Source organism: Sciscionella marina DSM 45152, assembly GCF_000379465.1.
GTDB classification, from domain to species: Bacteria; Actinomycetota; Actinomycetes; order Mycobacteriales; family Pseudonocardiaceae; genus Sciscionella; species Sciscionella marina.
Genome location: NZ_KB905381.1, coordinates 500,547 through 526,233 on the forward strand (window position 1 = coordinate 500,547; position 25,687 = coordinate 526,233).

General features: G+C 69.0%; 24 protein-coding genes. 19 read left to right on the forward strand and 5 right to left on the reverse strand.

Features of this window, described 5'->3' with window-relative positions:
• The first annotated feature begins 100 nt into the window (after nucleotides 1-100).
• Complete coding sequence (locus A37U_RS51345; RefSeq protein ID WP_020496163.1) at nucleotides 101-631, forward strand: MarR family winged helix-turn-helix transcriptional regulator; 531 nt, start codon at nucleotides 101-103, stop codon at nucleotides 629-631.
• A gap of 49 nt (nucleotides 632-680) precedes the next feature.
• On the opposite strand, the gene A37U_RS0108310 is transcribed toward A37U_RS51345, so the two are convergent.
• On the reverse strand, nucleotides 681-1,169 hold the full coding sequence (locus A37U_RS0108310; protein ID WP_020496164.1) for an inorganic diphosphatase: 489 nt from the start codon (nucleotides 1,167-1,169) through the stop codon (nucleotides 681-683).
• Nucleotides 1,170-1,310: 141 nt separating this feature from the next.
• Between A37U_RS0108310 and dacB the strand changes: the two genes are divergently transcribed.
• From dacB to A37U_RS0108400, 18 genes are all read left to right on the forward strand, one after another.
• A complete protein-coding gene (gene dacB / locus A37U_RS42825; RefSeq protein ID WP_020496165.1) occupies nucleotides 1,311-3,386 on the forward strand; it encodes a D-alanyl-D-alanine carboxypeptidase/D-alanyl-D-alanine endopeptidase in 2,076 nt (691 codons plus the stop codon).
• 75 nt (nucleotides 3,387-3,461) lie between these two features.
• A complete protein-coding gene (locus A37U_RS0108320; protein ID WP_020496166.1) occupies nucleotides 3,462-4,505 on the forward strand; it encodes a zinc-dependent metalloprotease in 1,044 nt (347 codons plus the stop codon).
• Nucleotides 4,498-5,466 carry a tRNA lysidine(34) synthetase TilS gene (gene tilS, locus A37U_RS42830; RefSeq protein WP_086010773.1) on the forward strand — a complete coding sequence of 323 codons (969 nt, stop codon included), beginning with the start codon at nucleotides 4,498-4,500 and terminating at the stop codon, nucleotides 5,464-5,466. The genes A37U_RS0108320 and tilS overlap by 8 nt, the downstream gene beginning before the upstream one ends.
• A gap of 61 nt (nucleotides 5,467-5,527) precedes the next feature.
• On the forward strand, nucleotides 5,528-6,076 hold the full coding sequence (gene hpt / locus A37U_RS0108330) for a hypoxanthine phosphoribosyltransferase (RefSeq protein WP_020496168.1): 549 nt from the start codon (nucleotides 5,528-5,530) through the stop codon (nucleotides 6,074-6,076).
• 209 nt (nucleotides 6,077-6,285) lie between these two features.
• The gene (gene ftsH / locus A37U_RS0108335) at nucleotides 6,286-8,508 is read left to right on the forward strand and encodes an ATP-dependent zinc metalloprotease FtsH (protein WP_026196990.1); all 2,223 of its coding nucleotides are present in this window, start codon (nucleotides 6,286-6,288) and stop codon (nucleotides 8,506-8,508) included.
• Nucleotides 8,505-9,080 carry a GTP cyclohydrolase I FolE gene (gene folE, locus A37U_RS0108340; RefSeq protein ID WP_020496170.1) on the forward strand — a complete coding sequence of 192 codons (576 nt, stop codon included), beginning with the start codon at nucleotides 8,505-8,507 and terminating at the stop codon, nucleotides 9,078-9,080. Before ftsH ends, folE begins: the two co-directional genes overlap by 4 nt.
• Before the next feature lie 5 nt (nucleotides 9,081-9,085).
• Complete coding sequence (gene folP / locus A37U_RS0108345; RefSeq protein ID WP_040587111.1) at nucleotides 9,086-9,913, forward strand: dihydropteroate synthase; 828 nt, start codon at nucleotides 9,086-9,088, stop codon at nucleotides 9,911-9,913.
• Entirely contained in the window at nucleotides 9,910-10,305 is a 396-nt protein-coding gene (gene folB, locus A37U_RS0108350) for a dihydroneopterin aldolase (protein ID WP_020496172.1), read from the forward strand. Before folP ends, folB begins: the two co-directional genes overlap by 4 nt.
• Entirely contained in the window at nucleotides 10,302-10,796 is a 495-nt protein-coding gene (folK, locus tag A37U_RS0108355) for a 2-amino-4-hydroxy-6-hydroxymethyldihydropteridine diphosphokinase (protein WP_020496173.1), read from the forward strand. The genes folB and folK overlap by 4 nt, the downstream gene beginning before the upstream one ends.
• Complete coding sequence (locus A37U_RS0108360; protein WP_020496174.1) at nucleotides 10,793-11,263, forward strand: DUF3180 domain-containing protein; 471 nt, start codon at nucleotides 10,793-10,795, stop codon at nucleotides 11,261-11,263. Before folK ends, A37U_RS0108360 begins: the two co-directional genes overlap by 4 nt.
• A 50-nt stretch (nucleotides 11,264-11,313) precedes the next feature.
• Nucleotides 11,314-12,954 carry a DUF6779 domain-containing protein gene (locus A37U_RS0108365; protein WP_026196992.1) on the forward strand — a complete coding sequence of 547 codons (1,641 nt, stop codon included), beginning with the start codon at nucleotides 11,314-11,316 and terminating at the stop codon, nucleotides 12,952-12,954.
• A 272-nt stretch (nucleotides 12,955-13,226) separates the two neighbouring features.
• Nucleotides 13,227-14,366: a PrsW family intramembrane metalloprotease gene (locus tag A37U_RS42835; protein ID WP_020496175.1), complete on the forward strand. Its 1,140-nt coding sequence runs from the start codon at nucleotides 13,227-13,229 to the stop codon at nucleotides 14,364-14,366.
• Complete coding sequence (locus A37U_RS0108375; RefSeq protein WP_020496176.1) at nucleotides 14,363-15,250, forward strand: Rossmann-like and DUF2520 domain-containing protein; 888 nt, start codon at nucleotides 14,363-14,365, stop codon at nucleotides 15,248-15,250. Before A37U_RS42835 ends, A37U_RS0108375 begins: the two co-directional genes overlap by 4 nt.
• Before the next feature lie 79 nt (nucleotides 15,251-15,329).
• On the forward strand, nucleotides 15,330-16,187 hold the full coding sequence (gene panC / locus A37U_RS0108380; RefSeq protein ID WP_020496177.1) for a pantoate--beta-alanine ligase: 858 nt from the start codon (nucleotides 15,330-15,332) through the stop codon (nucleotides 16,185-16,187).
• Between the two features lie 54 nt (nucleotides 16,188-16,241).
• A complete protein-coding gene (locus A37U_RS0108385; RefSeq protein WP_020496178.1) occupies nucleotides 16,242-17,021 on the forward strand; it encodes a type III pantothenate kinase in 780 nt (259 codons plus the stop codon).
• A 60-nt stretch (nucleotides 17,022-17,081) separates the two neighbouring features.
• Nucleotides 17,082-18,536: a lysine--tRNA ligase gene (gene lysS / locus A37U_RS0108390; protein ID WP_051111598.1), complete on the forward strand. Its 1,455-nt coding sequence runs from the start codon at nucleotides 17,082-17,084 to the stop codon at nucleotides 18,534-18,536.
• Nucleotides 18,537-18,732: 196 nt separating this feature from the next.
• Nucleotides 18,733-19,071, forward strand: a complete 339-nt coding sequence (locus A37U_RS0108395; protein ID WP_020496180.1) for a histone-like nucleoid-structuring protein Lsr2 — start codon at nucleotides 18,733-18,735, stop codon at nucleotides 19,069-19,071.
• Between the two features lie 432 nt (nucleotides 19,072-19,503).
• Nucleotides 19,504-22,044, forward strand: coding sequence for an ATP-dependent Clp protease ATP-binding subunit (locus tag A37U_RS0108400; protein ID WP_020496181.1), 2,541 nt, complete (start codon nucleotides 19,504-19,506; stop codon nucleotides 22,042-22,044).
• Nucleotides 22,045-22,099: 55 nt separating this feature from the next.
• On the opposite strand, the gene A37U_RS0108405 is transcribed toward A37U_RS0108400, so the two are convergent.
• From A37U_RS0108405 to A37U_RS0108420, 4 genes are read right to left on the reverse strand one after another with little or no spacing between them, the layout of a single operon-like run.
• On the reverse strand, nucleotides 22,100-22,993 hold the full coding sequence (locus A37U_RS0108405; RefSeq protein ID WP_020496182.1) for an LLM class flavin-dependent oxidoreductase: 894 nt from the start codon (nucleotides 22,991-22,993) through the stop codon (nucleotides 22,100-22,102).
• Between the two features lie 33 nt (nucleotides 22,994-23,026).
• Nucleotides 23,027-23,869 (reverse strand): SIR2 family NAD-dependent protein deacylase, encoded by an 843-nt coding sequence (locus tag A37U_RS0108410; protein ID WP_020496183.1) that lies wholly within the window; start codon nucleotides 23,867-23,869, stop codon nucleotides 23,027-23,029.
• Complete coding sequence (locus A37U_RS0108415; RefSeq protein ID WP_020496184.1) at nucleotides 23,866-24,180, reverse strand: antibiotic biosynthesis monooxygenase family protein; 315 nt, start codon at nucleotides 24,178-24,180, stop codon at nucleotides 23,866-23,868. Before A37U_RS0108415 ends, A37U_RS0108410 begins: the two co-directional genes overlap by 4 nt.
• 52 nt (nucleotides 24,181-24,232) lie before the next feature.
• A complete protein-coding gene (locus A37U_RS0108420) occupies nucleotides 24,233-25,651 on the reverse strand; it encodes a M1 family metallopeptidase (protein WP_026196995.1) in 1,419 nt (472 codons plus the stop codon).
• Between the last annotated feature and the right edge of the window lie 36 nt (nucleotides 25,652-25,687).

A 25,687-nucleotide genomic window follows, 5' to 3' on the forward strand; every position in this document is an offset into this window, starting at 1 on the left:
GTAGCGGCCGCTGCGAGCGAGGTCACGTTGTCCGTTCCGGGGTCGGAAGCAATACTTGGCATATACAAGTAGTTGCGGCCCGCATGGATTGGTTGTGAGCATGACCTTCGCCGAGTCCTCCGGAGCTCCGGTGCCCACCGAGGAGGAGCTGCGCCTCGCCGACTCGATCGGGATGGCGATGGCGAGACTCGGCCGGATGTCGGCGGCCGCACAGGCCAAGGCGAGCGCGAACGGCGGACTGGAACGATCGGCGTTCATGCTGCTCATCGAGCTGGCCAAGAACGGGCCGTGCCGCTCGAGCGCGCTGGCCGAGCTGGTGTTCGTGGACCAGTCCACGGTGAGCAGGCAGGTCGCCGGGCTCGTCACGGACGGCCTTGTCGAACGCCGGGCCGATCCCAGCGACGGGCGGGTGAGCATGCTCGGGATCACCGGGCAGGGCATCGAACTGCTCGAGCAGCACCGCGAACGGCGCAACCGCAGCATCGCGAGCGTGGTCGCGCACTGGCCCCAGGCGCAGCGCGAGCGGTTCGCCGAGCTGTTCGACCAGTTCACCGCGGACTACGAGCAGCGCATGCCCGAACTGCTCGAGGCGTTCGTCCAGCAGGTGAATCAGCAGGCCGAACGGCGCTGAACCGGTCCGTCCGGGGCACGCGTGGCGCGGGTGCCCCGGACGGGTCCGCTCAGTGTCCGACGTTCTTCGCGCGGTCCAGCGAGGCCTTGATCTCGGCCTCGGCCTCGGCGCGGCCGACCCAGTTCGCGCCCTCGACGCTCTTGGCCGGTTCCAGGTCCTTGTACACCTCGAAGAAGTGCTGGATCTCCAGCCGGTGGAACTCGTTGAGGTGGTGGATGTCGCGCAGGTGCTCCTGGCGCGGGTCATCGGTGGGCACCGCGAGCACCTTGTCGTCCGGGCCCTTCTCGTCGGTCATCCGGAACATGCCGATCGCGCGGCAACGGATCAGGCAGCCGGGGAAGGTGGGTTCCTGCACGATCACGAGCACGTCGAGCGGGTCGCCGTCCTGGCCGAGGGTGTCGTCGATGAACCCGTAGTCCGCCGGGTACTGCGTCGCGGTGAACAGGGTGCGGTCGAGCTTGATGCGACCAGTCTCGTGGTCGAGCTCGTACTTGTTGCGCTCCCCTCGGGGGATCTCGATAGTGGCGTCGAACTCCACGGAATGTCCTCGCTCCCGGCGCGAAACGATGCGCCAACGCTGATGTTCGGTCAACACGTCGCTGTGTTGTCGATGTGACGCTCTAGTCTGAACCATGAGCGCGGCAGACGCCGAACCGGGCAAGGATGTAAAGGTGGTCGGGTGACCGACGAGCAACCGGGCAAAGACGAGCAGCCGCCGTTGTGGCCGCAGGTCGACGAGGACGTGGACGACGAGCCCGACAGGCAGGACGAAGACCGGGAACCGGCCGGGCAGGCCGAAACCGTCGGCGAGACCACGACGGTGTTCCCGGCGATCACCGCGGAGGGGGAGCGGGAGGAGGAACCGGAGGAGGAGCCCGGTCCGCGCCCCGGTGAGGTGACCTCCGTGCTCGAACCGGTCCGGGACCCCGACGAACCCGAGCACGAGGAACCCGGCTACGACGATCCCCCGACCGACGACGCCATGTTCCCGGTCGAATCGGCAAGGCCGGAACCACCCAGGAACGAACCGCCCAGGTACGCCCAGTGGCCGCCGGAACCTCCACGGCCCGAACCTCCGCGGCCCGAACCTCCGCGGCCCGAACCTCAGCGGCCCGAACCTCCGCGGCCCGAACCTCAGCGGCCCGAACCTCAGCCCCGGAATATGCCGAACCCGGTCGAGGGGCCGACGCGGATGCTGCCGCTGCCCGAGGAGGACGAGGACCGGTATCTGCCGACCGAGCGCGCCCTGCCGGTGCGTATCGAACCGGCAGGGGAAGCCGCCGAGGAGCACCGGGACGATCACGAGGGTGACCACGACTATCCCGAGGACCACGGCGAGGACTGGGAAGCAGCGGAGGACCGGCCGAAGCCGAAGCGCCGCAAACGCGGTCTGATCATCACCGGGGCCGTCGTGGTGGTGATCCTGCTCGCGGCCGGGGCGCTGGTCGGGATCCCCGGGCTCGCCGACCGCATCGGGGTGCCGCTGCCGAGCGCCCTGAGGGGCACCGACGCGCCGCCCGAACCCATCGCGGTCCAGCGTCAGCTGCGGGGACTCTCCGATGCCAAGTCGCCGAGCGCGCAGGGGGTGAACGCGGCGCTGGCCAAGGTGACGAGCAATCCGGCGCTGGCCAAACTGACCGGGATGGTCGTGGATCCGCGCACCGGGGACACGCTGTGGCAGCAGGGTCCGGGAACCCCGAGCGCACCGGGATCGACCGAGAAGCTGCTCACCGCGGCGGCCGCGGCGCTGCAACTCGACCCGGACACCCGGTTCACCACGAAGGTGGTGCAGGGCAGTGACCCCTCGACCGCGGTACTGGTCGGCGGCGGGGATCCCACGATCAACTCCATGCCCGCGGGGAAGGACTCCGTGTACTGGAACGCGCCGCGGCTCTCCGATCTGGTCGCCCAGGTGCGCAAGGCCAGCGGCGGGCGGATCAAGACGGTGCGCATCGACCAGAGCCGGTACACCGGGGACTCCGCGGCCAAGGGCTGGGACAAGGCCGACATCCAGGCGGGCAACTACACCCCGATCGTGCCCGCGATGCTGGACGGCGGGCGTGCCGATCCGACCATGGCCGAGCAGACCCCGCGCACCCCGAACCCGGGCAAGGACCTGCTCACCGGGTTCGCGGGCGGGATCGGGGCGAGCGCAGCCGGGGAGGGCAGCGCGCCGAAGAACGCGAAGGTGCTCGGTGAGATCCGCTCGGCCCCGCTCAAGGACCTCGTCGCGAACCTGCTCACCATCTCGGACAACGTGCTCGCCGAGACGGTCGGGCGTGAGCTGGCCATCGCCACCGGGCATCCGCCGACGTTCGAGGGCGCGGTCGCCGCGGTGCGCCAGGTGCTCACCAAGAACGGGTTCGACATCAGCGGGATGAACATGGTCGACGGCAGCGGGCTCTCCACCCAGGACCGGGTGCCCGCCCAGCTGATCGCCTCGGTGCTCGGCGCGGCGACCGGGGAGGGCAAACGGGCGGGCAAACTGCGCCCGATCCTGGACGGGCTGCCCATCGCGGGCGGCACCGGAACCCTGGAGAACCGGTACCAGTCCGGTCCCTCGGCGCAGGGCCGCGGCTGGGTGCGCGCCAAGACCGGGACGCTGACCGCGGTCTCCGCGCTCGCTGGGTATGTGCAGACCAAGGACAATCAGGTGCTCGCCTTCTCCTTCATGTCGAACGGCGGGGATCTCGCCCAGCAGAAGCCCGCGCTCGACGCGATCGCGGCCACCCTGCGGGACTGCGGCTGCGGGTAGCCTCGGCCCCGGAGCGGGTCTGAGGACATGGAATCGTCAGGCGTGCTCCAGCCCCCGAACGGAGTGAGGAGCCCGGTGGTGTCAACGAACTCACCTGTCGACTGGGAGCGTGCCTCGAGCGTCGGCAGCCGGCTCGCCCGCGGCGGCCCGGTGATCCCGCGCGCCGAGGCGGAAGCGGCGGTCGCCGAACTGCGTGCGGTGTCCCCGGTCGCCGAGCAGCACGTGCGCGAACTGACCGGGCTCGGTGAAGGGCTGCCACTGCTCGAGGCCGAGGTCGTGGACCGGTCCGGCTGGGTGGTCTCGGCGATCTCCGGGCTGCGTTCGCTGACCGACGGCGTGATCAGCGCCGAGGAATCGCCGCTGCTTCCGGTGCTCGCCGGCACCTCAGGGGCGCAGGCGGGCGCGGTGCTCGCGCTGCTGTCCGGGCGGGTACTCGGCCAGTTCGACCCGTTCGCTCCCGGCGGGGGCAAGCTGCTGCTGGTGGCGCCGAACGTGGTCGCGGCCGAGCGGGCGATGGATGTGGATCCGAGCGATTTCCGGATGTGGGTGTGCCTGCACGAGAGCACCCACCGCCTGCAGTTCACCGCGGTGGACTGGCTGGCGGAGTACTTCTCCGAGCAGGTGCGCGGGCTCATCGGCGGGCTCGAGGAGACCGCGAACGCCGGACCGGGGCGGTTGCTCGAGATCGGCAGGGACGCGGTCGGCGCGCTGCGCTCGGGAACCCTGCAAGGCGGTGCGATCGGCCTGTTCGAACTGCTTCAGACACCGGAACAGCGCGCGGTGCTGCACCGGCTGCTCGCGGTCTCCACGCTGCTGGAGGGGCACGCGGACTACGTGATGGACGCGGTCGGCCCGACCGTGGTGCCCAGTGTGGAGCGGATCAGGAACCGGTTCACCGCGCGCCGCTCCGGGGGCGGGCTGTTCGACCGGGTGCTGCGCGCGGCGCTCGGCATCGACGCGAAACTGCGCCAGTACGCCGAAGGGGCCGCGTTCACCAGGGCGGTGATCGAGGAGGTCGGCATGGCCGGGTTCAACGCGGTGTGGACGAGCCCGGAGACCCTGCCGACAAGGGAGGAGATCGCCGACCCCGTCGCGTGGCGCAAGCGGGTGCATGGCTGAGCACCCCCCGGGGCCGCTGAGCATCAGGGACCCGCGGGTGGCCGCCGTTCGTTCAGCTGTGCGCGAACATCTGGATCTGCTCGAGGCGCAGACGTTCGTGGTCGCGCTCTCCGGAGGCCCCGATTCGCTTGCCCTGGCCGCGCTCGCGATCCCGCTGGCGCACCGCAACGGGAAACGGGTGCGCTGCCTGGTCGTGGACCACCGGTTGCAGCAAGGATCCGCGGAGGTCGCGGAGGCCGCGGCGGCGCAGGCGCGGGAACTCGGCGCGGACGAGGCGCGGGTGCTCGAAGTGCGGGTCGGGGAAAGCGGCGGGCCCGAGGCCGCGGCCAGGGAAGCGCGCTATCCGGCACTGCGCGCGGCGGCCGGGGACGCTCCGGTGCTGCTCGGGCACACCCTCGACGACCAAGCCGAGACGGTACTGCTCGGACTCGCGCGTGGATCCGGTGCGCGCTCGATCGCCGGGATGGCCCCGTTCGACGGCGGACTGGTGCGCCCGCTGCTCGGTGTGCGCCGGACGGACACCGAGGGCACCTGTGCCGCGCTCGGGCTCCCGTTCTGGTCCGATCCGCACAACACCGACCGGGCCTACACCAGGGTTCGGCTGCGTACCGAGGTCCTTCCGCTGCTCGAGGAGGTGCTGCACGGTGGGGTCGCCGAAGCGCTGGCCCGCACCGCGGGACAGGTGCGCGAGGACTCCGCGGTGCTCGACGAGCTCGCCGCGAGCGAACGGGCGAGCGGTGACCTCTCGGTCCGGGAACTGGCCGCGCTCGCCGGGCCGGTGCGCAGGCGGGTGCTGCGCCGCTGGCTGCTCGGTTCCGGGGTGCGCGAGCTCAGCGATGCCCACCTGCGCGCGGTCGAATCCCTGGTCACTGCGTGGCGTGGGCAGGGGCCGCACTGGCTGCCCGGCGGCATCGCCGTGCTGCGCGAGCGGGATGCGCTGACCGTTCGGCAAGGCGGCTGACCCGCCTGTGGCAAGCTGGTCGGGCACAGCAGGGAGCCGGGAGAATCAGGGAGTCGTCCGGGTGTATGACGGCGATATCGCCTCGGTGTTGCTCTCCGAGCAGCAGCTCAGCGAGAAGATCGACGAACTAGCCAAACTCATCGCCGCCGACAGCGAGGAGACGGCGGGCGACCTCGTGCTCGTGGGAGTGCTCAAGGGTGCGGTCATGTTCATGACCGATCTCGCCCGCGCGCTCCCGGTCCCGGCACAGCTCGAGTTCATGGCGGTGACCTCTTATGGGGCGGGCACCAGTTCCTCGGGAGTGGTGCGCATCCTCAAGGACCTGGACCGGGACATCGCGGGCCGGGATGTGCTCATCGTCGAGGACATCATCGACTCGGGGCTGACCCTGTCCTGGCTGGTCAAAAACCTTGCACAGCGCAATCCGCGGTCCCTGCGGGTGTGCACGCTGCTGCGCAAGCCGGACGCGGTGCGCGTGGACGTGGAGGTGGACTACGTCGGGTTCGACATCCCGAACGAGTTCGTGGTCGGATACGGCCTGGACTTCGCCGAGCGCTATCGGGATCTGCCCTATATCGGCACCCTCGAGCCCCGCGTGTACTCCTCGTAATCGAAACCACATGTCCAGCATGGAACACCAGGGAGCCCCCGGCCGTTGACCAGCGTGAGCAAGCGGCCACCGCCGTGAGACGATGGTGGTTCGTGCAGAGCGGTACGCTTGGGGAACCGGGCATGTCAGGCACGGAGCCTGCCGGTTAACCAGCGACATCAACAGGCGGAACACAGGGAGGGTCGAGGCCGACCAGCGGCCGTAGTTTCATGGACCGTAAGCGCCTGCTTCGTAACCCACTTCTGTGGATATTGGCCTTCGTGATCCTGTACTTCGTATTCACCCAGCTCTTCGATGAGAACCGGGATTACGCACAGGTTCCGACCTCTCAGGCCGTTGCCCAGGTCAACGCTGGCAACGTCAAAGATGCCACGATCGGGGACAAGGAACAGCAACTCAAGCTGGAACTGAAGAACCCGGTCAACGGCAGTCAGAAGGTCATCTCGTACTACCCGGCCGGTGCCTCTGACGACATCTTCGGCGCACTGCGCAACAAGAACGTCAAGTTCGACACCAAGGTCACCCAGGACTCCTTCTTCGGTCAGTTCCTGATGATCCTGATCCCGGTCGGCATCATGCTGCTGCTGTTCATGTGGGTCATGAACAATGCCCAGGGCGGCGGCAACCGGGTGATGAACTTCGGCAAGTCCAAGGCGAAACAGCTGTCCAAGGACATGCCGAAGAACACCTTCACCGATGTCGCGGGCGCGGACGAGGCCGTCGAGGAACTGCACGAGATCAAGGACTTCCTGCAGAATCCCGGCCGTTATCAGGCGCTCGGCGCGAAGATCCCGAAGGGCGTACTGCTCTACGGACCGCCGGGCACCGGTAAGACGCTGCTGGCCCGCGCGGTCGCCGGTGAGGCCGGGGTGCCGTTCTACTCGATCTCCGGTTCGGACTTCGTGGAGATGTTCGTCGGTGTCGGCGCATCCCGGGTCCGCGACCTGTTCGAGCAGGCCAAGCAGAACGCGCCGTGCATCGTGTTCGTGGACGAGATCGACGCGGTCGGCCGTCAGCGCGGTGCCGGGCTCGGTGGCGGGCACGACGAACGCGAGCAGACCCTGAACCAGCTGCTCGTGGAGATGGACGGGTTCGACACCAGGGGCGGGATCATCCTGATCGCGGCCACCAACCGGCCCGACATCCTGGACCCGGCGCTGCTGCGCCCCGGACGCTTCGACCGTCAGATCCCGGTCACCGCACCGGACCTGGCCGGCCGCAAGCAGATCCTGCGGGTGCACGCCAAGGGCAAGCCGTTCGGCAAGGACGTGGACTTCGAGAGCCTCGCCAAGCGCACGATCGGCATGTCCGGTGCGGACCTGGCCAACGTGATCAACGAGGCGGCACTGCTGACCGCGCGGGAGAACGGCAACGCGATCAACGGGGCCTCTCTCGAGGAATCGGTCGACCGGGTGGTCGGCGGACCGCGGCGGAAGAGCAAGATCATCTCCGAGAAAGAGAAGAAGATCACCGCGTACCACGAGGGCGGGCACGCGCTCGCCGCGTGGGCGATGCCGGACATCGAACCGGTCTACAAGCTGACCATCGTCGCCCGTGGCCGGACCGGTGGGCACGCGCTCGCCGTCCCCGAGGACGACAAGGACCTCATGACCCGCTCGGAGATGATCGCGCGGCTGGTGTTCGCGCTCGGCGGGCGCGCATCGGAGGAACTGGTCTTCCACGAGCCGACCACGGGTGCCAGCTCGGACATCGATCAGGCCACCAAGATCGCCCGGTCGATGGTCACCGAGTACGGCATGAGCGGCCGCCTCGGCGCGGTCCGCTACGGGCAGGAACAGGGCGACCCGTTCCTCGGCCGGTCCATGGGCAACCAGACCGACTACTCGCTCGAGGTGGCGCACGAGATCGACGAGGAGGTGCGCAAACTCATCGAGGCCGCGCACACCGAGGCCTACCAGGTGCTCAACACCTACCGCGATGTGCTCGACGACCTCGTGCTCGAACTGCTGGACAAGGAGACGCTGCACCGCAGGGACCTGGAGCGGATCTTCACGCGGGTACAGAAGCGCCCGCGGATCACCGACTTCAACGACTTCGGTGACCGCGTCCCCTCGGACAAGCCGCCGATCAAGACCCGCGTCGAGCTCGCCCGCGAGCGCGGCGAGTCGCTGCCCGCCGCGGCGGTCACCGACGAACAGCCGAGGACCCCCGCGCCCACCGCTCCGGCCGAGCCGCAGCCCACCGGTGCCGAACAGCAGCAGCCCACCCCGAACGGCTACCAGCCGCAGCCGGGTGAGCAGCCGCGCCGCCACCGTGCGGGCCCGCCGTACTACGACGCGCCTCCCGGTTGGCAGCCCGCGACGCAGCCGCAGCGGGATCCGCAGCCGTGGACCCCGTCGTGGAACGGCGGGAACCAGGGCGCGGACTGGTCGAACAGGGATCCGGAGCAAAACGGTCGCGAGGGGACGTGACGAGGGAATTCGACGCCGAGCGCGCCGAGCGTGCGGTAGCCGAGCTGTTACGCGCCTGTGGTGAGGACCCGGATCGGGACGGTCTCCGGGAGACCCCGGCCCGGGTCGCTCGCGCCTACCAGGAAATGTTCGCCGGGCTCTACCAGGAACCGGACGAGGTGCTGGACAAGACGTTCGACGAGAGCCACGAGGAACTCGTGCTCGTCACCGACATTCCCGTCTACTCGCACTGCGAGCACCACCTGCTCCCGTTCCACGGCGTCGCGCACGTCGGCTACATCCCGAACGCGCACGGGCACGTGACCGGATTGTCCAAGCTCGCGCGGCTGGTCGACCTGTACGCGCGCCGCCCGCAGGTGCAGGAGCGGCTCACCTCGCAGGTCGCCGACGCGCTCGTGCGCAGGCTCGACCCGCGCGGGGTGATCGTGGTCATGGACGCCGAGCACCTGTGCATGTCGATGCGCGGGATCCGCAAGGCCGGCTCGCGCACCACGACCTCGGCGGTACGCGGGATCCACAAGAGTTCGGCGACATCGAGGTCTGAGGCGCTCCAGCTGATCAGGAGCCGGTGACCGCGATGCTGGTACGCGAGGATCGGTGCGCCGTCGTCGGGGTCCTCAACGTCACCCCGGACTCGTTCTCCGATGGCGGGCGCTATCTGGACGTCGCCGACGCCGTCGAACACGGCAAGCTGATGCGTGCCCAGGGGGCCGACCTCATCGACGTCGGCGGCGAGTCGACCCGGCCGGGTGCCGGACGGGTCGCCGCGGATGTGGAACGCCGGCGGGTGGTCCCGGTCGTCGCCGCGCTCGCCGAGGCCGGCGTGCCGACCTCGGTGGACACCACGCGCGCCGCGGTCGCCGAAGCGGCCGTGGACGCGGGCGCCGGGGTGATCAACGACGTCTCGGGCGGGCTCGCCGACCCCGAGATGGGCAAGACCGCCGCCGCGGCCGGGGTGCCCTATGTGCTCATGCACTGGCGCGGGCACAGCGAGCGGATGACCGAGCTGGCCACCTACACCGACGTGGTGGCCGAGGTGTGCTCGGAACTGAGCGCGCGGATCGAGGCCGCGCTCACCGCCGGGGTGCGGAGCGAAGCCATCGTGCTCGATCCCGGGCTCGGGTTCGCCAAGCGCGCCGAACACGACTGGGCCCTGCTGCACGGCCTGGAGACGCTGTGTTCGCTCGGGTTCCCGGTGCTCGTCGGCGCCTCCCGCAAACGGTTCCTCGGCGCGCTGCTCGCCGAGCACGGGGCACCCCGGCCGCCTTCGGGCCGCGAGGACGCCACCGCGGCCATTTCCACGCTCGCCGCGGTACACGGCGCCGCCGCGGTCCGGGTGCACGATGTGCGGCGCTCGGTCGACGCGGTGACGGTGGCCGCCGCCTGGCGGCGGGGGACACCGTGAGCGAGCTTGCGAGCGAACCATTGACCCCGACCGAGCACATCACGCTGACCGGTCTCCGGGCGCGCGGCAATCACGGGGTGTTCGACCACGAACGCCGCGAGGGCCAGGAATTCGGGGTGGACCTGCGGCTGTGGTTCGACATGACCGCGGCCGCCGCGAGCGATGAGCTTGCCGACACCATCGACTACGGAGCGGTCGCCGATCTGGTCGTCGCCCACATCACCGGTGAACCGGTGAACCTGATCGAGAAGCTGGCCGCGTGGATCGCGGACGCGGTGCTCGACCACGACGAGCGCCTGATCCGCTGCGAGATCACCGTGCACAAACCGAGCGCCCCGATCCCGCACGAGTTCGCCGATGTCGCCGTCACCGTTTCCCGGAGCCGGGTATGACGCGTGCGGTGCTCTCCATCGGCTCCAATCTGGGGGACCGGCTGGCCAATCTGCGCCTGGTGACCGCGCGGCTCGGTACCCGGCTGCTGGCCAGTTCCGGGGTGTTCGAGACCGCGCCCTGGGGGGTGACCGATCAGCCCGCCTTCCTCAACGCCGTGCTGATCGCCGAGGAGGGGACCGCGTCGGCCCGTGATTGGCTGGAGCTCGGCCGGGAATGCGAGGCCGAGGCGCAGCGGGTGCGCCGGCGCCGGTGGGGACCGCGGTCCCTCGACGTGGATGTGATCACCGTGGACGAGCAGCGCAGCGCGGATCCCGAACTCACCCTTCCGCATCCGCGGGCCCAGCTGCGCGGATTCGTGCTGTTGCCCTGGCTGGCCGCCGATCCGGATGCGAACCTGCCGGGGCACGGTCCGGTCGCCGAGCTCGCCGCCGCCCTTTCCGAGACCGAGCGCTCCGGGGTGCTCGTCCGCGCGGACCTGGAGCTGCCGTGAAACCCACGCGGATCCGGGACCTCGTCATCGTCGCGGTGATCGTGCTCGTCCTCGTGCACCTGCTCGTGTGGTTCAACTACGACTCGCTGCCCCGGATGCCGATCATCGCGGGCCTGGTGCTGCTCGCGATCGCGATCATCGACGTGCTGCTGGCCATCGCGTTCCGGCCGCGGTTCGAACGGCGCAAGGGCACCACCCCGGTGGCCGCGGTGACCGCGTTGCGGGTGCTCGCCGCCGCGAAGGCTTCGGCGATTCTCGGCGCGCTCATGCTCGGCGCCTGGGCCGGTCTGCTCGCCTACCTGCTGCCGAGCGAAGGGCGCTCGGACGTGATCGGTCACGACGTCACGTCCAGTGTCGTCGGCGGCCTGTGCGCGGTCGCGCTCGCCGCTGCCGGGTTGTGGCTCGAGCACTGCTGCCGAGTCCCGAAGGGCCCCGATGACGACGCGGAGCAAGATCAAAAACGCTAGTCAGGGCAAGGGTGCTTGGTTCTCGATAACGAACAGGTATCGTAGGGGACATGCCCGATGACGAAGACTTCGCGCCCGCCGAGGAGGGTGCGCAGGACCGAGCGAAGCGACTACCCCAGGTCACGCTCGTCCGGGTGCTCGTCGTCGTCGGCCTGGTGCTCGCGATCGGTGCGACGCTGGCCCTCGTCCTCGCGAACAGCCTCGATCTGCTCCGGTTCGGCCTGATCGCCGCACTGTGGGCCGCGCTCGCCGGTGCCTATGTGACCGCCCGTTACCGCAGGGACGCCACCGTGCGCTCCGCGGAGATCGAAACCCTGCACACCGCCTACGAACTCGAACTCGAGCGGGAGATCACTGCCCATCGCGAGCGCGAACAGCAGATCGAGGCCGAGGCCAAGGAACGGGCGGAAACGGCGTCCACCGAACAGATCGCCGCACTGCGCGCGGAACTGCGCACGCTGCGGGAACACCTGGAGACCCTGCTCGGCGGTGAGGTGCTCGTGGAACGGGTCGCCCTGCACGCGGAATCGACCAGGATGCTCGGGCTCGGGGACAGCAACCGCAACCAGGAGGAACCGCTCGACCAGCAGCTCGGCTCGGCCGGTCGCGCGGCACCCGCCCGAAGACCAGCCAACCTCGCCGCGAGCGAGCAGACGATGCGCCACGACCCGGTCAGCGGTCCCAACCCGGTGGTGAACGGTTCGGCCGCGGGAGCCGCCGCCGCGAACAGCCAGTCCACCGGCACCCAGGCGCCGAACACCCCGCCGCCACACCAGCGCTCCGCCGAGCGCCGCGCACCGCGCACCGAACAGCCCGCCTCGGCGATGTGGCCCTCGCTGCCGCGGACCAACCAGCCGGGCCAGGCGAATCAGCCCGGCCAGCCCGGCCAGCAGCCCCCGGCGGCGCAGCACCATCCTGCCGAGCAGCCGGTGGCCAAACCCGCCGAGCCCCAACGTCGGCCGGAACCGCAGCGCCAGCCGGAACCGCAGCGCCAGGAGCCGAGGCAGGCCCCCAAACAGTTCGGGGTCAACGGCAACGGCCACGTGCCCACGATCGATCCCAGCTGGACCCCGTCCTGGGAAGCGGCCGAATCGGCCAACCGGGCGGGGCACCGGCAGGACCGGGAGGCCAGGCAGCCCGCCTCCGGCGACTGGGCCAACTCCTGGCAGCCCGATCTGTCCGGTGTCGCGGGCGGCAACGGTTCCAACGGGCACGGCACCAACGGCTCGACCGGGCACGCGGGCGGCATCCGGAACGGTGCCGGATCCAACGGTGCTGGGGCGAATGCGGCAGCGCAGAACGGCTCCGTCCCGAGCAGCACCGCGCCGAATAACACCGCGCCGGATGGTCCCGTCCCGGGCGGTGACCGGGACAGCGCCGAGACCCCCCAGCCCGCCGCCGAGACCGGGGGTCGCCGCCGCCGCCCGGACGGGGTGAGCTTCACCGAATCGTTCGGCGGCCTGCCGCGCCCCGAACAGTCGAGCGGACGGCACGGGGTTCCGGCCGCCCAGAGCGGTGGACACGCCAAACCGGAGCCCGAACCGGAGCCTGAACCGGAACCCGAGCCCGAACCGGAACCCGAGCAGGAGCCGGGCGCGCACGGTGCGGGTGTCGCGGTCTCCGATCTGCTCGCCGCGCACGGGCGCAAGGATCCCGGATCGACCGGCCGCCGGCGCAGGCGCGAGGACTAGGAACACGCCTGAAAGCTCCATGTCCTGCTGCGCGGGGCCAGCGCGGTGCTCTGACGGCCTCCGGTGCCGGCGCGCACGGCATGCGTTGTCGTCAATCGTCACAGAAACTCGCTGCGACTCATTCCGCCGACGTTGCCTCAGGTGCGGGTGTCCCGCAGGACACCTCATCCACGCTGGACACCCGCTCGCGACGGACGAGAGTTCCGACGTACTCCGCTCACCCGATACGGGGGTGACCGGCCCGCCGCGGGGGTATCGGTAGGTTTCCAGTAGTGAGCCAAGCCTCGTACTTCCGCAGGCGCACCACGACCGTGCTCACCGTCGTGTTCGTGTTGTGCGTCGTCGCCGCCCTCGCCCTCGTCCTGCTCGCCGTGCTCGGCAACGACGGCGGACTGCCCGCCGGGGCCGCGCTCGCCCTCATCCCGGTCGGCCCCGTCGTCGGGGTCTTCCTGTGGCTGGATCGCTGGGAGGCCGAGCCGCCGAAGCTGCTGCTCGCCGCGTTCGGCTGGGGAGCCAGCGTCGCCGCGCTCACCGCGCTCGCCATCAACAGCACGGCCGACTACCTGGTCAGCGGGGGTACCGGGGACGTGCCGGGCACCGCGCTGGTCTCCGCGCCACTGGTGGAGGAGGCGGTCAAGGCCGCGTTCGTGCTCGGTATCTGGCTGTTCCTGCGCGCCGAGTTCGACGGCGTGATCGACGGCGTGGTGTACGCGGGCATCACCGCGGCCGGGTTCGCGTTCACCGAGAACATCACGTACTTCGGGCGTGCCTTCGACGTCGCCGGGCTCTCCGGGGAACACGGGGCGCTCGTGGAGACCTTCATCGTGCGCGGGGTGTTCTCCCCGTTCGCGCATCCGCTGTTCACCGTGATGACCGGGATCGGTATCGGGATCGCCGCGGCGAGCAGGCGCAAGCACCGCTGGCTCGCCCCGATCCTCGGCTACGCGCTCGCGGTGGGGCTGCACGCGGCGTGGAACGCGAGCGCCACCTTCGGCGGGATGCGCGGCTTCGTGTGGCTGTACCTGCTGGTGATGGTGCCGGTCGGGATCGGGGTGATCGTGTTCCTCGGCTGGCAGCGCCGCCGTGAGCAGCATGCCATCAGCTCCGCGCTGCCATGGATGAGTGAGGCGGGCTGGATCGCGCCGAGCGAGGTCGAACTGCTCGCCAGCCTGCGCGGGCGCAAACAATGGCGCAAGACCGTGGCCGCGCGGCACGGCAGGCAGGCCGGGAACGCGGTGCGCGAATACCAGGCAGCGGTCACCGAACTGGCCTTTCTGCGCCGCTCGATGGGCCGCGGACTCCCCGCATGGCAGGTGCAGCAGCGCACCGGGGAACTGCTGGCCCAACTCGACGCGGCCGCTGCGCGGGTGCGGGCGTTGGCTACTGTGGCGCCGAGGAGGTACGAACCATGAGCAGGCCAGCGCGCCTCGCGATCGGCATCGTCTCGGCGGGCCGGGTCGGCACGGTACTCGGTGCCGCGCTGCGCACCGCGGGCCACACGATCACGGCGGTCTCCGGGGTGTCCGCGGCCTCGCTCGAACGCGCCGAGCAGCTGCTTCCCGGGGTTCCGGTGGAACCGCCGGACCGGACCGCGGCTCCCGCCGATCTCGTGCTGCTCGCCATCCCGGACGACGCGCTCGCCGGTACCGTGCGCGGGCTGGTCGCCGCCGGGGCGCTACGGACCGGCCAGATCGTCGCGCACACCTCCGGGGCACACGGCATCGAGGTGCTCCGCCCCGCCGAGGAACTGGGTGCGCTCACCCTCGCGCTGCATCCGGTGCTCACCTTCACCGGGCGCGCGGAGGACATCGAACGGCTCACCTCCTGCTGCTTCGGGGTCACCGCGCGGGACGGGGACGAGGGCGCCTGGCACGTGGCCGAGGCCCTCGTCATGGAGATGGGAGCCGAACCGGTGCGCATCCCCGAGACCGCGCGCGCCCTCTACCACGCCGCACTCACTCACGGGGCCAACCACCTGATGACCCTGGTCGCCGAAGCCACCGAACTGCTGCGCTCGGCATCGGCCGAGGTGCCCCAGCGGCTGCTCGCCCCGCTGCTGTCCGCCTCGCTGGACAACGCCTTGCGCTTCGGCGACCGTGCGCTGACCGGACCGGTCGCGCGTGGGGACGCCGAGACGGTGCGGGCCCATTTGCGGGAGCTCGACGAACACGCTCCGGCCTCCGTGGCCGCCTATCGCGAACTGGCCAAGCGAACCGCCACACGAGCGAAGGGGGCCGGGCTGCTCGGCGCGACAGGCGAGCAGGACATTCTGGACGCACTCGAAGGGCGCTCATGACCGTGTTGTTCCGATCGGGTCTTTCCTGTGCTCCTCGCTCGCCGGGGCTCGCTGCGATGCGCGGAAAGGACCCGCTCGCATGACCGAACCGACCGTGTACCGGAGCCCGGCCGAGCTGGCGAAGCTGATGCGGGCGCTGCGCGGCACCGGGCGCCGGATCGCGCTCGTGCCGACCATGGGCGCGCTGCACACCGGGCACGCCGAGCTGATCGCGCGAGCCCGGCGGGTACCGGGAACGACCGTGGTCGTCTCGATTTTCGTGAATCCGCTGCAGTTCGGCCCGGACGAGGATTTCGACCGCTATCCGCGCGCATTCGACTCCGATGTGGCGACCTGTGCCAGTGCCGGAGCGGAATTCGTATTCGCGCCCCCGGTCGAGCAGATGTATCCCGAAGGCGGGAATCAGGTCACCGTGCAGCCCGGACCGCTCGGCGCGGAACTGGAGGGCGCGCATCGGGAAGGGCATTTCGCCGGGATGCTCACCGTGGTGGCGAAACTGTTCAACATCGTGCGCCCCGATTACGCGTATTTCGGCGAGAAGGACTATCAGCAGCTCGTCCTGGTGAAGCGGATGGCCGCGGAACTGAACATGGGCGTCGACGTGATCGGTATTCCCACCGTTCGCGAGCCCGATGGGCTGGCGATTTCCTCGAGGAACGTCTACCTCTCCGCGCAGGAGCGGGAATCGGCGCTGGCGATCTCGGCCGCGCTCACCGCGGCCAGGGCCGCGGGGCGCCACGACGGTGCCGCCGCGCTGGCCGCGGCGCACGAGGTACTCGCCGCCCGGCCCGAGGTGGAACCCGACTACGTGGAGCTGCGTGCCCCGGATCTGGGCCCCGCACCGGTTTCCGGTCAGGCGCGGATGCTGATCGCCGCGAAGCTCGGCAAGACGAGGCTGATCGACAATTCGGGGCTCACCCTCGGCGCGGGCGAGTGAGCATCGTAGCGAGCCCCGGCGAGCGAGGAGCGCAGCGAATGAGGAGCCGAACCATTGTTACTGTGCATCGACGTCGGGAACACGAACACCGCGCTCGGGCTCTACCCGGACGAGCCCGGCAGGGGGCCGGAGCTGACCCGGCTCTGGCGGATGCGCACCGTACCCGCGATCACCGCCGATGAACTCGCGCTCCAGCTGCGCGGGCTGCTCGGGGAATACGCGGACCGCATCACCGGGGTCGCCGCGCTGTCCACGGTGCCGACCGTGCGGCACGAACTGCGCGAAATGCTCTCCGGCTATTACGCGAGCCTGCCGACCGTCCTGGTCGAACCGGGGGTGCGCACCGGGGTGGCGTTGCACGTGGACAGCCCGCGGGAACTCGGAGCCGACCGGCTGGTCAACACGCTCGCCGCGCGAGAACTGTTCGGCACCTCGTGCATCGTGGTGGATTTCGGCACCTCGACCAATATCGACGTCATCTCGGCTGATGGGAAATTCCTCGGCGGGGCGATCGCTTCGGGGGTGACGATTTCCCTGGACGCCCTCGCCATGCGCACCGCGACCCTGCACAAGGTGGAACTGGTCCGCCCGCGCGCGGTGATCGGGCGCAATACCGTGGAATGCCTGCAGTCCGGAATGCTGTACGGATTCGCCGGTCAGGTGGACGGAATCGTCGGGCGGATCAAAACGGAACTCGGGCTCGACGAGGTGACCGTGGTCGCCACCGGTGGGCTGGCCGGACTGCTCGTCGGGGAAACCTCGGTGATCGACCGGCACGTCCCCGAGCTCACTCTCTACGGATTGCGGCTGGTGTTCGAACGTAATCGGGGCTGATCTACCCTGGCCACCGTGACGGCGCAATCCGGTGAACCCAGTGAAGACCTTCCGGAGCAGATGCGAATCCGGAGGGAGAAGCGTGAGCGAATGCTCGCTCGCGGTGTCGACCCCTATCCGGTCGCGGTCGGGCGTACCCATTCCCTTGGTCAGCTGCGGGAAAAGTACGCGGATCTGGAAACCGATACGCGAAGCGGCGAGTCGGTCGGCATCACCGGCCGGGTGCGTTTCATCCGTAATACCGGCAAGCTCTGCTTCGCCAAGCTGGTAGAGGGCGACGGCACCGAAATACAGGCCATGCTCTCGCTCGCGGAAATCGGCGAGGAATCGCTCACGGAATGGAAGTCCGAGGTCGATCTCGGCGACCACGTGTTCGTGCACGGCGAGGTGATCACCTCGAAACGCGGTGAGCTTTCCGTGCTCGCCGACGAATGGCGGATCACTTCGAAGGCGTTGCGCCCGCTCCCGGTCGCGCACAAGGACCTCGCCGAGGAGACCCGCATCCGCCAGCGGTACGTGGATCTCATCCTGCGCCCGCAGGCCAGGGACACGGTGCGGAACCGCGCGGCCGTGGTGCGTTCCCTGCGGGACACCTTCGACGAGCACGGTTACATCGAGGTGGAAACCCCGATGCTGCAGGCACTGCAGGGCGGGGCGAGCGCCCGGCCGTTCGTGACCCATTCGAATGCCTTCGATATGGAGCTGTTCCTGCGGATCGCTCCCGAGCTCTATCTGAAACGCTGCGTGGTCGGTGGAATCGAGCGGGTATTCGAGATCAACCGGAACTTCCGCAACGAGGGCAGCGACTCCTCGCATCAGCCGGAGTTCGCGATGCTCGAGTTCTACCAGGCCTACGCCACCTACGACACGATGGCGGAGCTCACCAGGGAACTGATCTGCCGCGCCGCCGAGCGGGTATTCGGCACGCTCACCGTGACCCTGGCGGACGGGACGGAATACGATCTGTCCGGTCAGTGGGCGAACCTGCGCATGTACGATTCGCTTTCCGAGGCGCTCGGCACCGAAATCACCCCGGACACCCCGGCGGCGAGGCTGCGCGAGTTCGCCGATTCCGCGGGACTGGAGTTCCCGGCGCATTACGGCCACGGCAAACTGGTCGAGGAGTTGTGGGAGCACCACGTCGGCGATCATTTGCACGAGCCCACATTCGTGCGGGATTTCCCGGCGGAGACCTCCCCGCTGACCCGTCAGCACCGCGAGGATCCCCGGCTGGCCGAGAAATGGGACCTGTACATGCGCGGCGTGGAGACCGCGACCGGATACTCCGAACTGGTCGATCCGGTCGTCGAACGGGAACGCTTCGAAGCGCAGCGGTTGCTCGCCGCGCAGGGCGACGACGAAGCGATGCCCCTCGACGAGGACTTCCTGCGTGCACTCGAATACGGAATGCCCCCTTCAGGTGGTGTCGGAATGGGTATCGACAGGTTGCTGATGGCGCTTACCGGTCTCGGTATCCGGGAGACCATCCTGTTTCCGCAGGTCCGGCCCGAATAATCGGTGCCGCTCGGCGCCGTTTCGCGGATTACCGTTATGCCCGTGCCAATGGTGTCGGCCCGGTGAAATCCGACCTCGATAGCCATCCGGCGGCGTTTTGGGTTAGCATTTCTCCAAACAAACATTTATATTGCGTTGCAAGAGCAGGGGAACGTGCACCCGGCCGCCCTATTCGTTGCTTATAGGAGGTATTGGTATGGCGCAGCAGGTTACTTACAGCCTGGTTGACGATCTGGATGGTTCCGATGCCGACCAGACCGTGGAGTTCGGTTTGGACGGTGCGATCTACGAGATCGACCTTTCCGAGGAAAATGCGGATCGTCTCCGCGAAACGCTCGCCGATTTCATCGAATCCGCCCGGCGTTCCGGTGGCCGTGCGCGCCGTGGCCGCGCGGGCAGCGGTGCCAAGGCCAACAAGGTCGCGGCGGATCGCGAGCAGAACCAGGCCATCCGGGACTGGGCCCGGAAGAACGGCTTCCAGGTTTCCGAGCGCGGCCGCATCCCGGCCGAGGTGCTCGAGGCTTACCACGGCTGACACCGCTCCGGGCAGGGGCCGCCGTCCGGGCGTCCGGAGGGCGGCCCTCGTCATGTCGTCGGCAGAGTTGGCCAGAGGCGGGCAGACCAGAGTTGGCCAGAGGTGGCCCGAGGTCGTCTCCGGGCCGTGCTCGTGTCGGCATCCGCAGTGACCGTGCGGCCTCGTGCGGGCGGACCAAGGGGACGTGTTCACCCAAAGCGGAACCGGGGCCTCGATGGAATGATGCCCTGTTTTCCCACGTTGATCGGTGTGTAAGCATGTAATCATCCGGGACCGGCCGCGGTCGGCGGGTCGCCGGGTGACAACCGGAGGTCGCCGGGCACACGCACGGTGGCCGATGCCTACTACAGTGGTTGGCACGGCGGGTGTGTAGTCGCGCGACTAGATGCCAACCCCACGTAACGCAGCCTGGCACGCTCGTAGGGAGTGCGAATGTTCGAGAGGTTTACCGACCGCGCACGGCGGGTGGTTGTGCTGGCCCAGGAAGAGGCCAGGATGCTCAACCACAACTACATCGGTACCGAGCACATCCTCCTCGGTCTGATCCACGAGGGTGAGGGCGTCGCCGCGAAGGCGCTCGAGTCCCTCGGTATCGCGCTCGAGGGCGTGCGTCAGCAGGTGGAGGAGATCATCGGTCAGGGCCAGCAGGCCCCGAGTGGTCACATTCCGTTCACGCCACGCGCGAAGAAGGTGCTCGAGCTGTCGCTGCGCGAGGCGCTGCAGCTCGGCCACAACTACATCGGTACCGAGCACATCCTGCTCGGCCTGATCCGCGAGGGCGAGGGTGTCGCGGCGCAGGTGCTGGTCAAGCTGGGTGCCGACCTGAACCGGGTGCGCCAGCAGGTGCTGCAGCTGCTGTCCGGCTACCAGGGCAAGGAGCCCGCGGAGGCCGGTGCGCGGGGGGAAGGGACGCCGTCTTCGTCCCTCGTCCTCGACCAGTTCGGCAGGAACCTGACGGCGAGCGCCCGTGAGGCCAAGCTCGATCCGGTGATCGGCCGGACCAAGGAGATCGAGCGGGTCATGCAGGTGCTGTCCCGGCGCACCAAGAACAACCCGGTGCTGATCGGGGAGCCCGGCGTCGGTAAGACCGCCGTGGTCGAGGGGCTGGCCCAGGCGATCGTCAAGGGCGAGGTCCCGGAGACGCTCAAGGACAAGCAGCTCTACACGCTCGATCTCGGTTCGCTGGTCGCGGGCTCGCGCTACCGCGGTGACTTCGAAGAGCGGCTGAAGAAGGTGCTCAAGGAGATCAAGACCCGCGGCGACATCATCCTGTTCATCGACGAGCTGCACACGCTGGTCGGAGCGGGCGCCGCCGAGGGCGCCATCGACGCGGCGAGCATCCTCAAGCCGATGCTGGCCCGCGGCGAGCTGCAGACCATCGGGGCGACCACCCTCGAGGAGTACCGCAAGTACGTCGAGAAGGACGCCGCGCTCGAGCGCCGGTTCCAGCCGATCCAGGTCGGCGAGCCCTCGCTGGAGCACACCATCGAGATCCTCAAGGGGCTGCGCGACCGGTACGAGGCGCACCACCGGGTCACGATCACCGACTCGGCGCTGGTGGCCGCATCCACGCTGGCGGACCGCTACATCAACGACCGTTACCTGCCGGACAAGGCGATCGACCTGATCGACGAGGCCGGCGCGCGGATGCGGATCCGCAGGATGACCGCCCCGCCGGACCTGCGCGACTTCGACGAGAAGATCGCCGACACCCGCCGGGACAAGGAGTCCGCGATCGACGCGCAGGACTTCGAGCGGGCCGCGCGGCTGCGAGACGAGGAGAAGAAGCTTCTCGGGCAGAAGGCCGAGCGGGAGAAGCAGTGGAAGGACGGTGACCTGGACGTCGTCGCCGAGGTGGACGACGAGCAGATCGCCGAGGTGCTCGGCAGCTGGACCGGTATCCCGGTGTTCCGCCTCACCGAGGAAGAGACCACCAAGCTGATGCGCATGGAGACCGAGCTGCACAAGCGCATCATCGGTCAGGAGGAGGCGGTCAAGGCCGTCTCCCAGGCGATTCGGCGCACCCGTGCCGGGCTGAAGGACCCGAAGCGGCCGTCCGGTTCGTTCATCTTCGCCGGCCCGTCCGGTGTCGGGAAGACCGAGCTTTCCAAGGCGCTGGCGAACTTCCTGTTCGGCGAGGACGACGCGCTCATCCAGATCGACATGGGCGAGTTCCACGACCGCTACACGGCCTCCCGGCTGTTCGGCGCGCCTCCCGGGTACGTCGGCTACGAGGAGGGCGGCCAGCTGACCGAGAAGGTCCGCCGCAAGCCGTTCTCCGTGGTGCTCTTCGACGAGATCGAGAAAGCCCACCAGGAGATCTACAACACCCTGTTGCAGGTGCTCGAGGACGGGCGGCTCACCGACGGTCAGGGCCGCACGGTCGACTTCAAGAACACGGTGCTGATCTTCACCTCGAACCTCGGCACCTCCGACATCTCCAAGGCGGTCGGGCTCGGGTTCTCCGGTGGCAAGTCCGAAGGCTCGAACTACGAGCGGATGAAGCAGAAGGTCAACGACGAGCTGAAGAAGCACTTCCGGCCGGAGTTCCTCAACCGTATCGACGACACCATCGTGTTCGACCAGCTCACGCAGCAGCAGATCGTCGAGATGGTGGACCTGCTCATCACCCGGGTCGGGGAACAGCTCAAGGCCAAGGACATGTCCCTCGAACTGTCCGACAAGGCCAAGCGGCTGCTCGCCAAGCGGGGCTTCGACCCGGTGCTGGGTGCCCGGCCGCTGCGCCGCACCATCCAGCGCGAGATCGAGGACCAGCTCTCCGAGCAGATCCTGTCCGGGAACGTGCAGCCCGGCCAGGTCGTGCACGCCGATGTCGAGGGCTGGGACGACGAGAGCGAGGAGACCACGGACGCCAAGTTCGTGTTCACCACGCGGCTCGCCGAGATCGAGGTCCCGGACACCCCGGTCGAGATCGGCGCGGGTGGCACGGACGTGGCCTCCGGCGGCGCCTAGCAGCCTCAGCAGTCGAGAACGGCCCGGTCACCACGGTGACCGGGCCGTTCTCGTGTCACCGGAGCTGTTCCCGCACCCGCGCGAGCAGTTCGCAGCTGCGCGTCCACGGGGTGCTCGAGGCGAACGCGAACAGGTCCGCGCCCGCCTCGGTGAGTGCCGCGATGTGCTCGGCCGCCTGTTCGGGGCCGCCGACCAGCAGCACCGATCGCGCGTCCGCGGGATCCATGCCGTAGGTCGCGGCGAGCCGTGCGGCGGCCCGCTCCCGGTCCTGTGCGCTCGGCCGGTCGAGCAGGCCGCCGTGCAGCACGAGGCCGACGCGGGGCCGTGGCCGCTCGTACTCCCGGGCGAACTCGCCGAGCCGGTCCACCGACTCGCGCAGCCGCCGCGGGGTGGTGAAGGCGCCCAGCCAGCCGTCGCCGAACCGGGCGGCCCTGCGCAGCGATGCCTCGGCGGTGCCGCCGATCCACACCGGGGGTTTCGGTACGGCAGGGGCGAGGGTGACCGTGCCGAGACCGTCCAGCTCGGTCGGTTCGGCCGCGAGCAGTGGCCCGAGCTTGCCGAGGAAGGTGTCCGTGCGAGCGGCCCGTCCCGCCCAGGGCACCCCGGCGGCGTCCCATTCGCTCGGACCGGTACCGATCCGCCCGCCGAGCCCGACCCCGAGGCGGAACCGCTGCTCGGGGATCAGGTGCGCGAGGGTGCCGATGTGCTTGGCGGCCCACACCGGCTGGCGCAGCGCGGGCAGGTAGACGCCAAGGCCGGCGCCGATCCGCTCGGTCACCGCGGCCGCGGTGGCAAGGGCGATCGGGGCGTCCAGCACACCCGAGCCCGTCATCAGGTGATCGCCGGCCCACAGTGAATCGAGGCCGAGTGTTTCCGCCATCCGCGCCGCGTCGGGGATCCGCACACCGGTCTCCGGTTGGGGAAGGAATATGCCCAGGTCGACAGTCATTCCCCGATCCTGCAAGCTGAACCCTTGTTCAGGTCAACCGAGGCGTTCGTTGATCGCGGTGAGCGCTTCGAGCGCACCGAGCGGAACCTCGATGCCCCGGCCGTGGCGCACCTGGGCCTCCCGCGGATTGATCCGGATCAGCGAACCGTCCGTTGCGCTGGAGAGCTCGGCCTGCCTGCGCACCGTCGGCACCGCGGTTCCGGCCCCCACCTCGACGGTGACCAGGCGTTTCCCGCGCAGTTCGCGGCGCAAGGCGGACAGCCCGGCCAGCGCATCCTGGGTGCGCGCGCCCAGCCAGTCGAGATCGCCGAACATCAGGATGTTCGGGCGGGCGACATCCCCGCAGTTCGGGCAACGGGGCAGCGGATTCAGCGCCCGCATCCGGGACTCGTCGATGATCAGGTCCGTGTCCTCGGCGGACCAGACCTCCGTCCCGCACGGGCGCAGGCACTGCAGCGCGTGGATGGAACCGTGCGCCTCGATCACGTCCTCGCTGGCGAACCCGGCCTTCTGGAACTGGCCGTCCACGTTCGAGGTGAACACCTTCCCGCCGAGCGGTGCGGTCTCCATCCAGTGCCGCAGGATCGCGAAGCCCTTGTGCGGCTCGATCCGCCGGTACAGCTGCAGCCGGTGCCCATAGAAACCCCAGGCCAGGTGCGGGTCCTGGGCGAAATGCACAGGATCGGCGATCTCGGCGAAGGAGAACCCGAGCTCGGCATAGGGCGGGTAGGCCTGCCAGAACCCCTCGTCGCCCCGGAAGTCCGGGAGCCCGGAGTCCACCCCGATCCCCGCACCGGCGCAGACGAGCACCGCCTGCGCCGACTCGATGAGCTCGGCCGCGGAGTCGAGTGCGGGTCTCGGATCCTGATCGGTCATTTCTGGTACATCGGTCCCGCGCTCGTCACGACCTCGAACTCGAGCAGCGAGGCTCCGGTCGCGACGGGCTTGCGGGCCTGCCCGGCGTGCGCTTCCTTGGCTGGACCGTTCGCCCAGTTGTCGAAGTCCTCCTGGGTCTCCCAGTGGGTGACCACGAAGTAGCGCTGCTCACCCTCGACGGGGCGCAGTAGCTCGAACCCGAGGAAGCCGGGCTGATTGTCAACGGCATGCAGGCGGTTGGCGAACCGGTTCTCCAGCTCCTCGCCCGCTCCCTCGGAGATCTCAATCGCGTTGATCTTGACTACTGCCATCTGGCTGGGCTCCTATTCACTCGGAAATCGGACCCTTCCAGACTACGTGTGCTCAGTTCCCGCTGCCCGGATGCAGGTACTCCTTCCCGGGCATCGTCGTGCCGTGGAACCAGGCATCGAAGAACCCGTGCAGGTCCTTCCCGCTCACCTGCTGCACGTACTTCTCGAATTCCGCCCAGCTCGCGTTCTTATCGCGGTGTGCGGCCGGCCATTCCTGGAGGATCCGGAAGAACGCGTCGTCCCCGATGGCCAGGCGCAGCGCGTGCAACGCGAGCGGGCCCTTCGAGTACACGCCGGTGAATTCTTTGCCCTTGCCCGGATCGTAGAGTTTCTGCGCCCAGAATGCCTTGTCTCCGGCGCGTTCGGTGAGCTCCTTGTCGTAGCGCTTGTTCAGATCGGCGCCGTCCTTGGCCTCGTCCCACAGCCAGGGCGCGTAGGAGGCGAAGCATTCGTTGAGGCACACGTCTTTCCAGTGGTGTACCGAGACCGAATCGCCCCACCACTGGTGCGCGTTCTCGTGGATGATGGTGTCCAGATCACCCATGTCCTTCGAATAGACCGGGCGGGTCTGGGTTTCCAGGGAGAAGCCGATTCCGGTTCCCACGAATATGCCGCCCGCGGCGTCCATCGGGTACTTCCCGAATTTGCTGGACAGAAAATCCAGCACCTCGGGGAGTTTGTGCTCGGCCTGCTTGGTGGCCTCCGGGGTACCGGGCGCATAGCTGCTCACGACCGGTGTTCCATCGGCGAGCTCGCCCTTTTCCATGGTCCATTTGTCGATACCGACCGTGGCCAGATAGCTGGCCATCGGCACCGGTTCGGCCCAGTTGAAGGTCTGCTTGTCCTTGCCCGGCCCGGAACTCGTGCCGGTCTCCCGGCCATTGGCGATCATCGTCCACGGTTTGGGCAGTGTCCCGCTCACCGAGTAGGTGGCCTTGTCCAGCGGGGAATCGTTGACCGGGAACCAGGTTGCGGCCCCGTGCGGTTCCCCCGCGGCGAACGCGGCGCCGTTGTCCCCGTACTGCCAGCCGTTCTCACCGAGCGCGGGATCCTTGATGGGCTTCGGGGTTCCGCCGTAGCGGACCTCGACGGTGAACGGATGTTGTTGGGACAGCGGGGTTTGCGGGGTGACGGTGAGCTCGTGTTCCCCGGATCGGGTCCATTTCGCATCCTTGCCGTCCACGGTGATCCCGTTGACCGTGAGCCCGGAGAGGTCGAGGTTGAACGCGGAGAGATCCTGCTCGGCCCGCGCGGTGATCCGGGCGGTCGCCTCGAGTTTCTTGCTCGGCGGATCGTAGGAGAAGGAGATGTCGTAGTGGCCGACGTCGTAGCCGCCGTTGCCGTCCTGTGGGTAGTACGGGTCGCCGAGTCCGTCGCTTCCCGGGGCGGGCGCGGCGGTTGCGGTGCCCGCGAACAGCGCCAGGCTCGCGAAGGCCGCGGCGGTGGACACCAGAATCCTCCGGGTGGTCATCATAACGGGCAAGTGTTTCTGCGGTAGTTGGCGAAT

Excerpts from the sequence above, each read along its gene's own strand:
- folK (WP_020496173.1), top strand. The coding sequence starts at position 10,302 with ATGACGCGTGCGGTGCTCTCCATCGGCTCCAATCTGGGGGACCGGCTG.
- panC (WP_020496177.1), top strand. The coding sequence starts at position 15,330 with ATGACCGAACCGACCGTGTACCGGAGCCCGGCCGAGCTGGCGAAGCTG.
- A37U_RS51345 (WP_020496163.1), top strand. The coding sequence starts at position 101 with ATGACCTTCGCCGAGTCCTCCGGAGCTCCGGTGCCCACCGAGGAGGAG.
- A37U_RS0108405 (WP_020496182.1), bottom strand. The coding sequence starts at position 22,993 with ATGACTGTCGACCTGGGCATATTCCTTCCCCAACCGGAGACCGGTGTG.
- A37U_RS0108365 (WP_026196992.1), top strand. The coding sequence starts at position 11,314 with ATGCCCGATGACGAAGACTTCGCGCCCGCCGAGGAGGGTGCGCAGGAC.
- lysS (WP_051111598.1), top strand. The coding sequence starts at position 17,082 with ATGCGAATCCGGAGGGAGAAGCGTGAGCGAATGCTCGCTCGCGGTGTC.
- folP (WP_040587111.1), top strand. The coding sequence starts at position 9,086 with ATGCTGGTACGCGAGGATCGGTGCGCCGTCGTCGGGGTCCTCAACGTC.
- ftsH (WP_026196990.1), top strand. The coding sequence starts at position 6,286 with ATGGACCGTAAGCGCCTGCTTCGTAACCCACTTCTGTGGATATTGGCC.
- A37U_RS0108395 (WP_020496180.1), top strand. The coding sequence starts at position 18,733 with ATGGCGCAGCAGGTTACTTACAGCCTGGTTGACGATCTGGATGGTTCC.
- A37U_RS0108375 (WP_020496176.1), top strand. The coding sequence starts at position 14,363 with ATGAGCAGGCCAGCGCGCCTCGCGATCGGCATCGTCTCGGCGGGCCGG.
- A37U_RS0108420 (WP_026196995.1), bottom strand. The coding sequence starts at position 25,651 with ATGACCACCCGGAGGATTCTGGTGTCCACCGCCGCGGCCTTCGCGAGC.
- A37U_RS0108415 (WP_020496184.1), bottom strand. The coding sequence starts at position 24,180 with ATGGCAGTAGTCAAGATCAACGCGATTGAGATCTCCGAGGGAGCGGGC.
- tilS (WP_086010773.1), top strand. The coding sequence starts at position 4,498 with ATGGCTGAGCACCCCCCGGGGCCGCTGAGCATCAGGGACCCGCGGGTG.
- A37U_RS0108410 (WP_020496183.1), bottom strand. The coding sequence starts at position 23,869 with ATGACCGATCAGGATCCGAGACCCGCACTCGACTCCGCGGCCGAGCTC.
- A37U_RS0108400 (WP_020496181.1), top strand. The coding sequence starts at position 19,504 with ATGTTCGAGAGGTTTACCGACCGCGCACGGCGGGTGGTTGTGCTGGCC.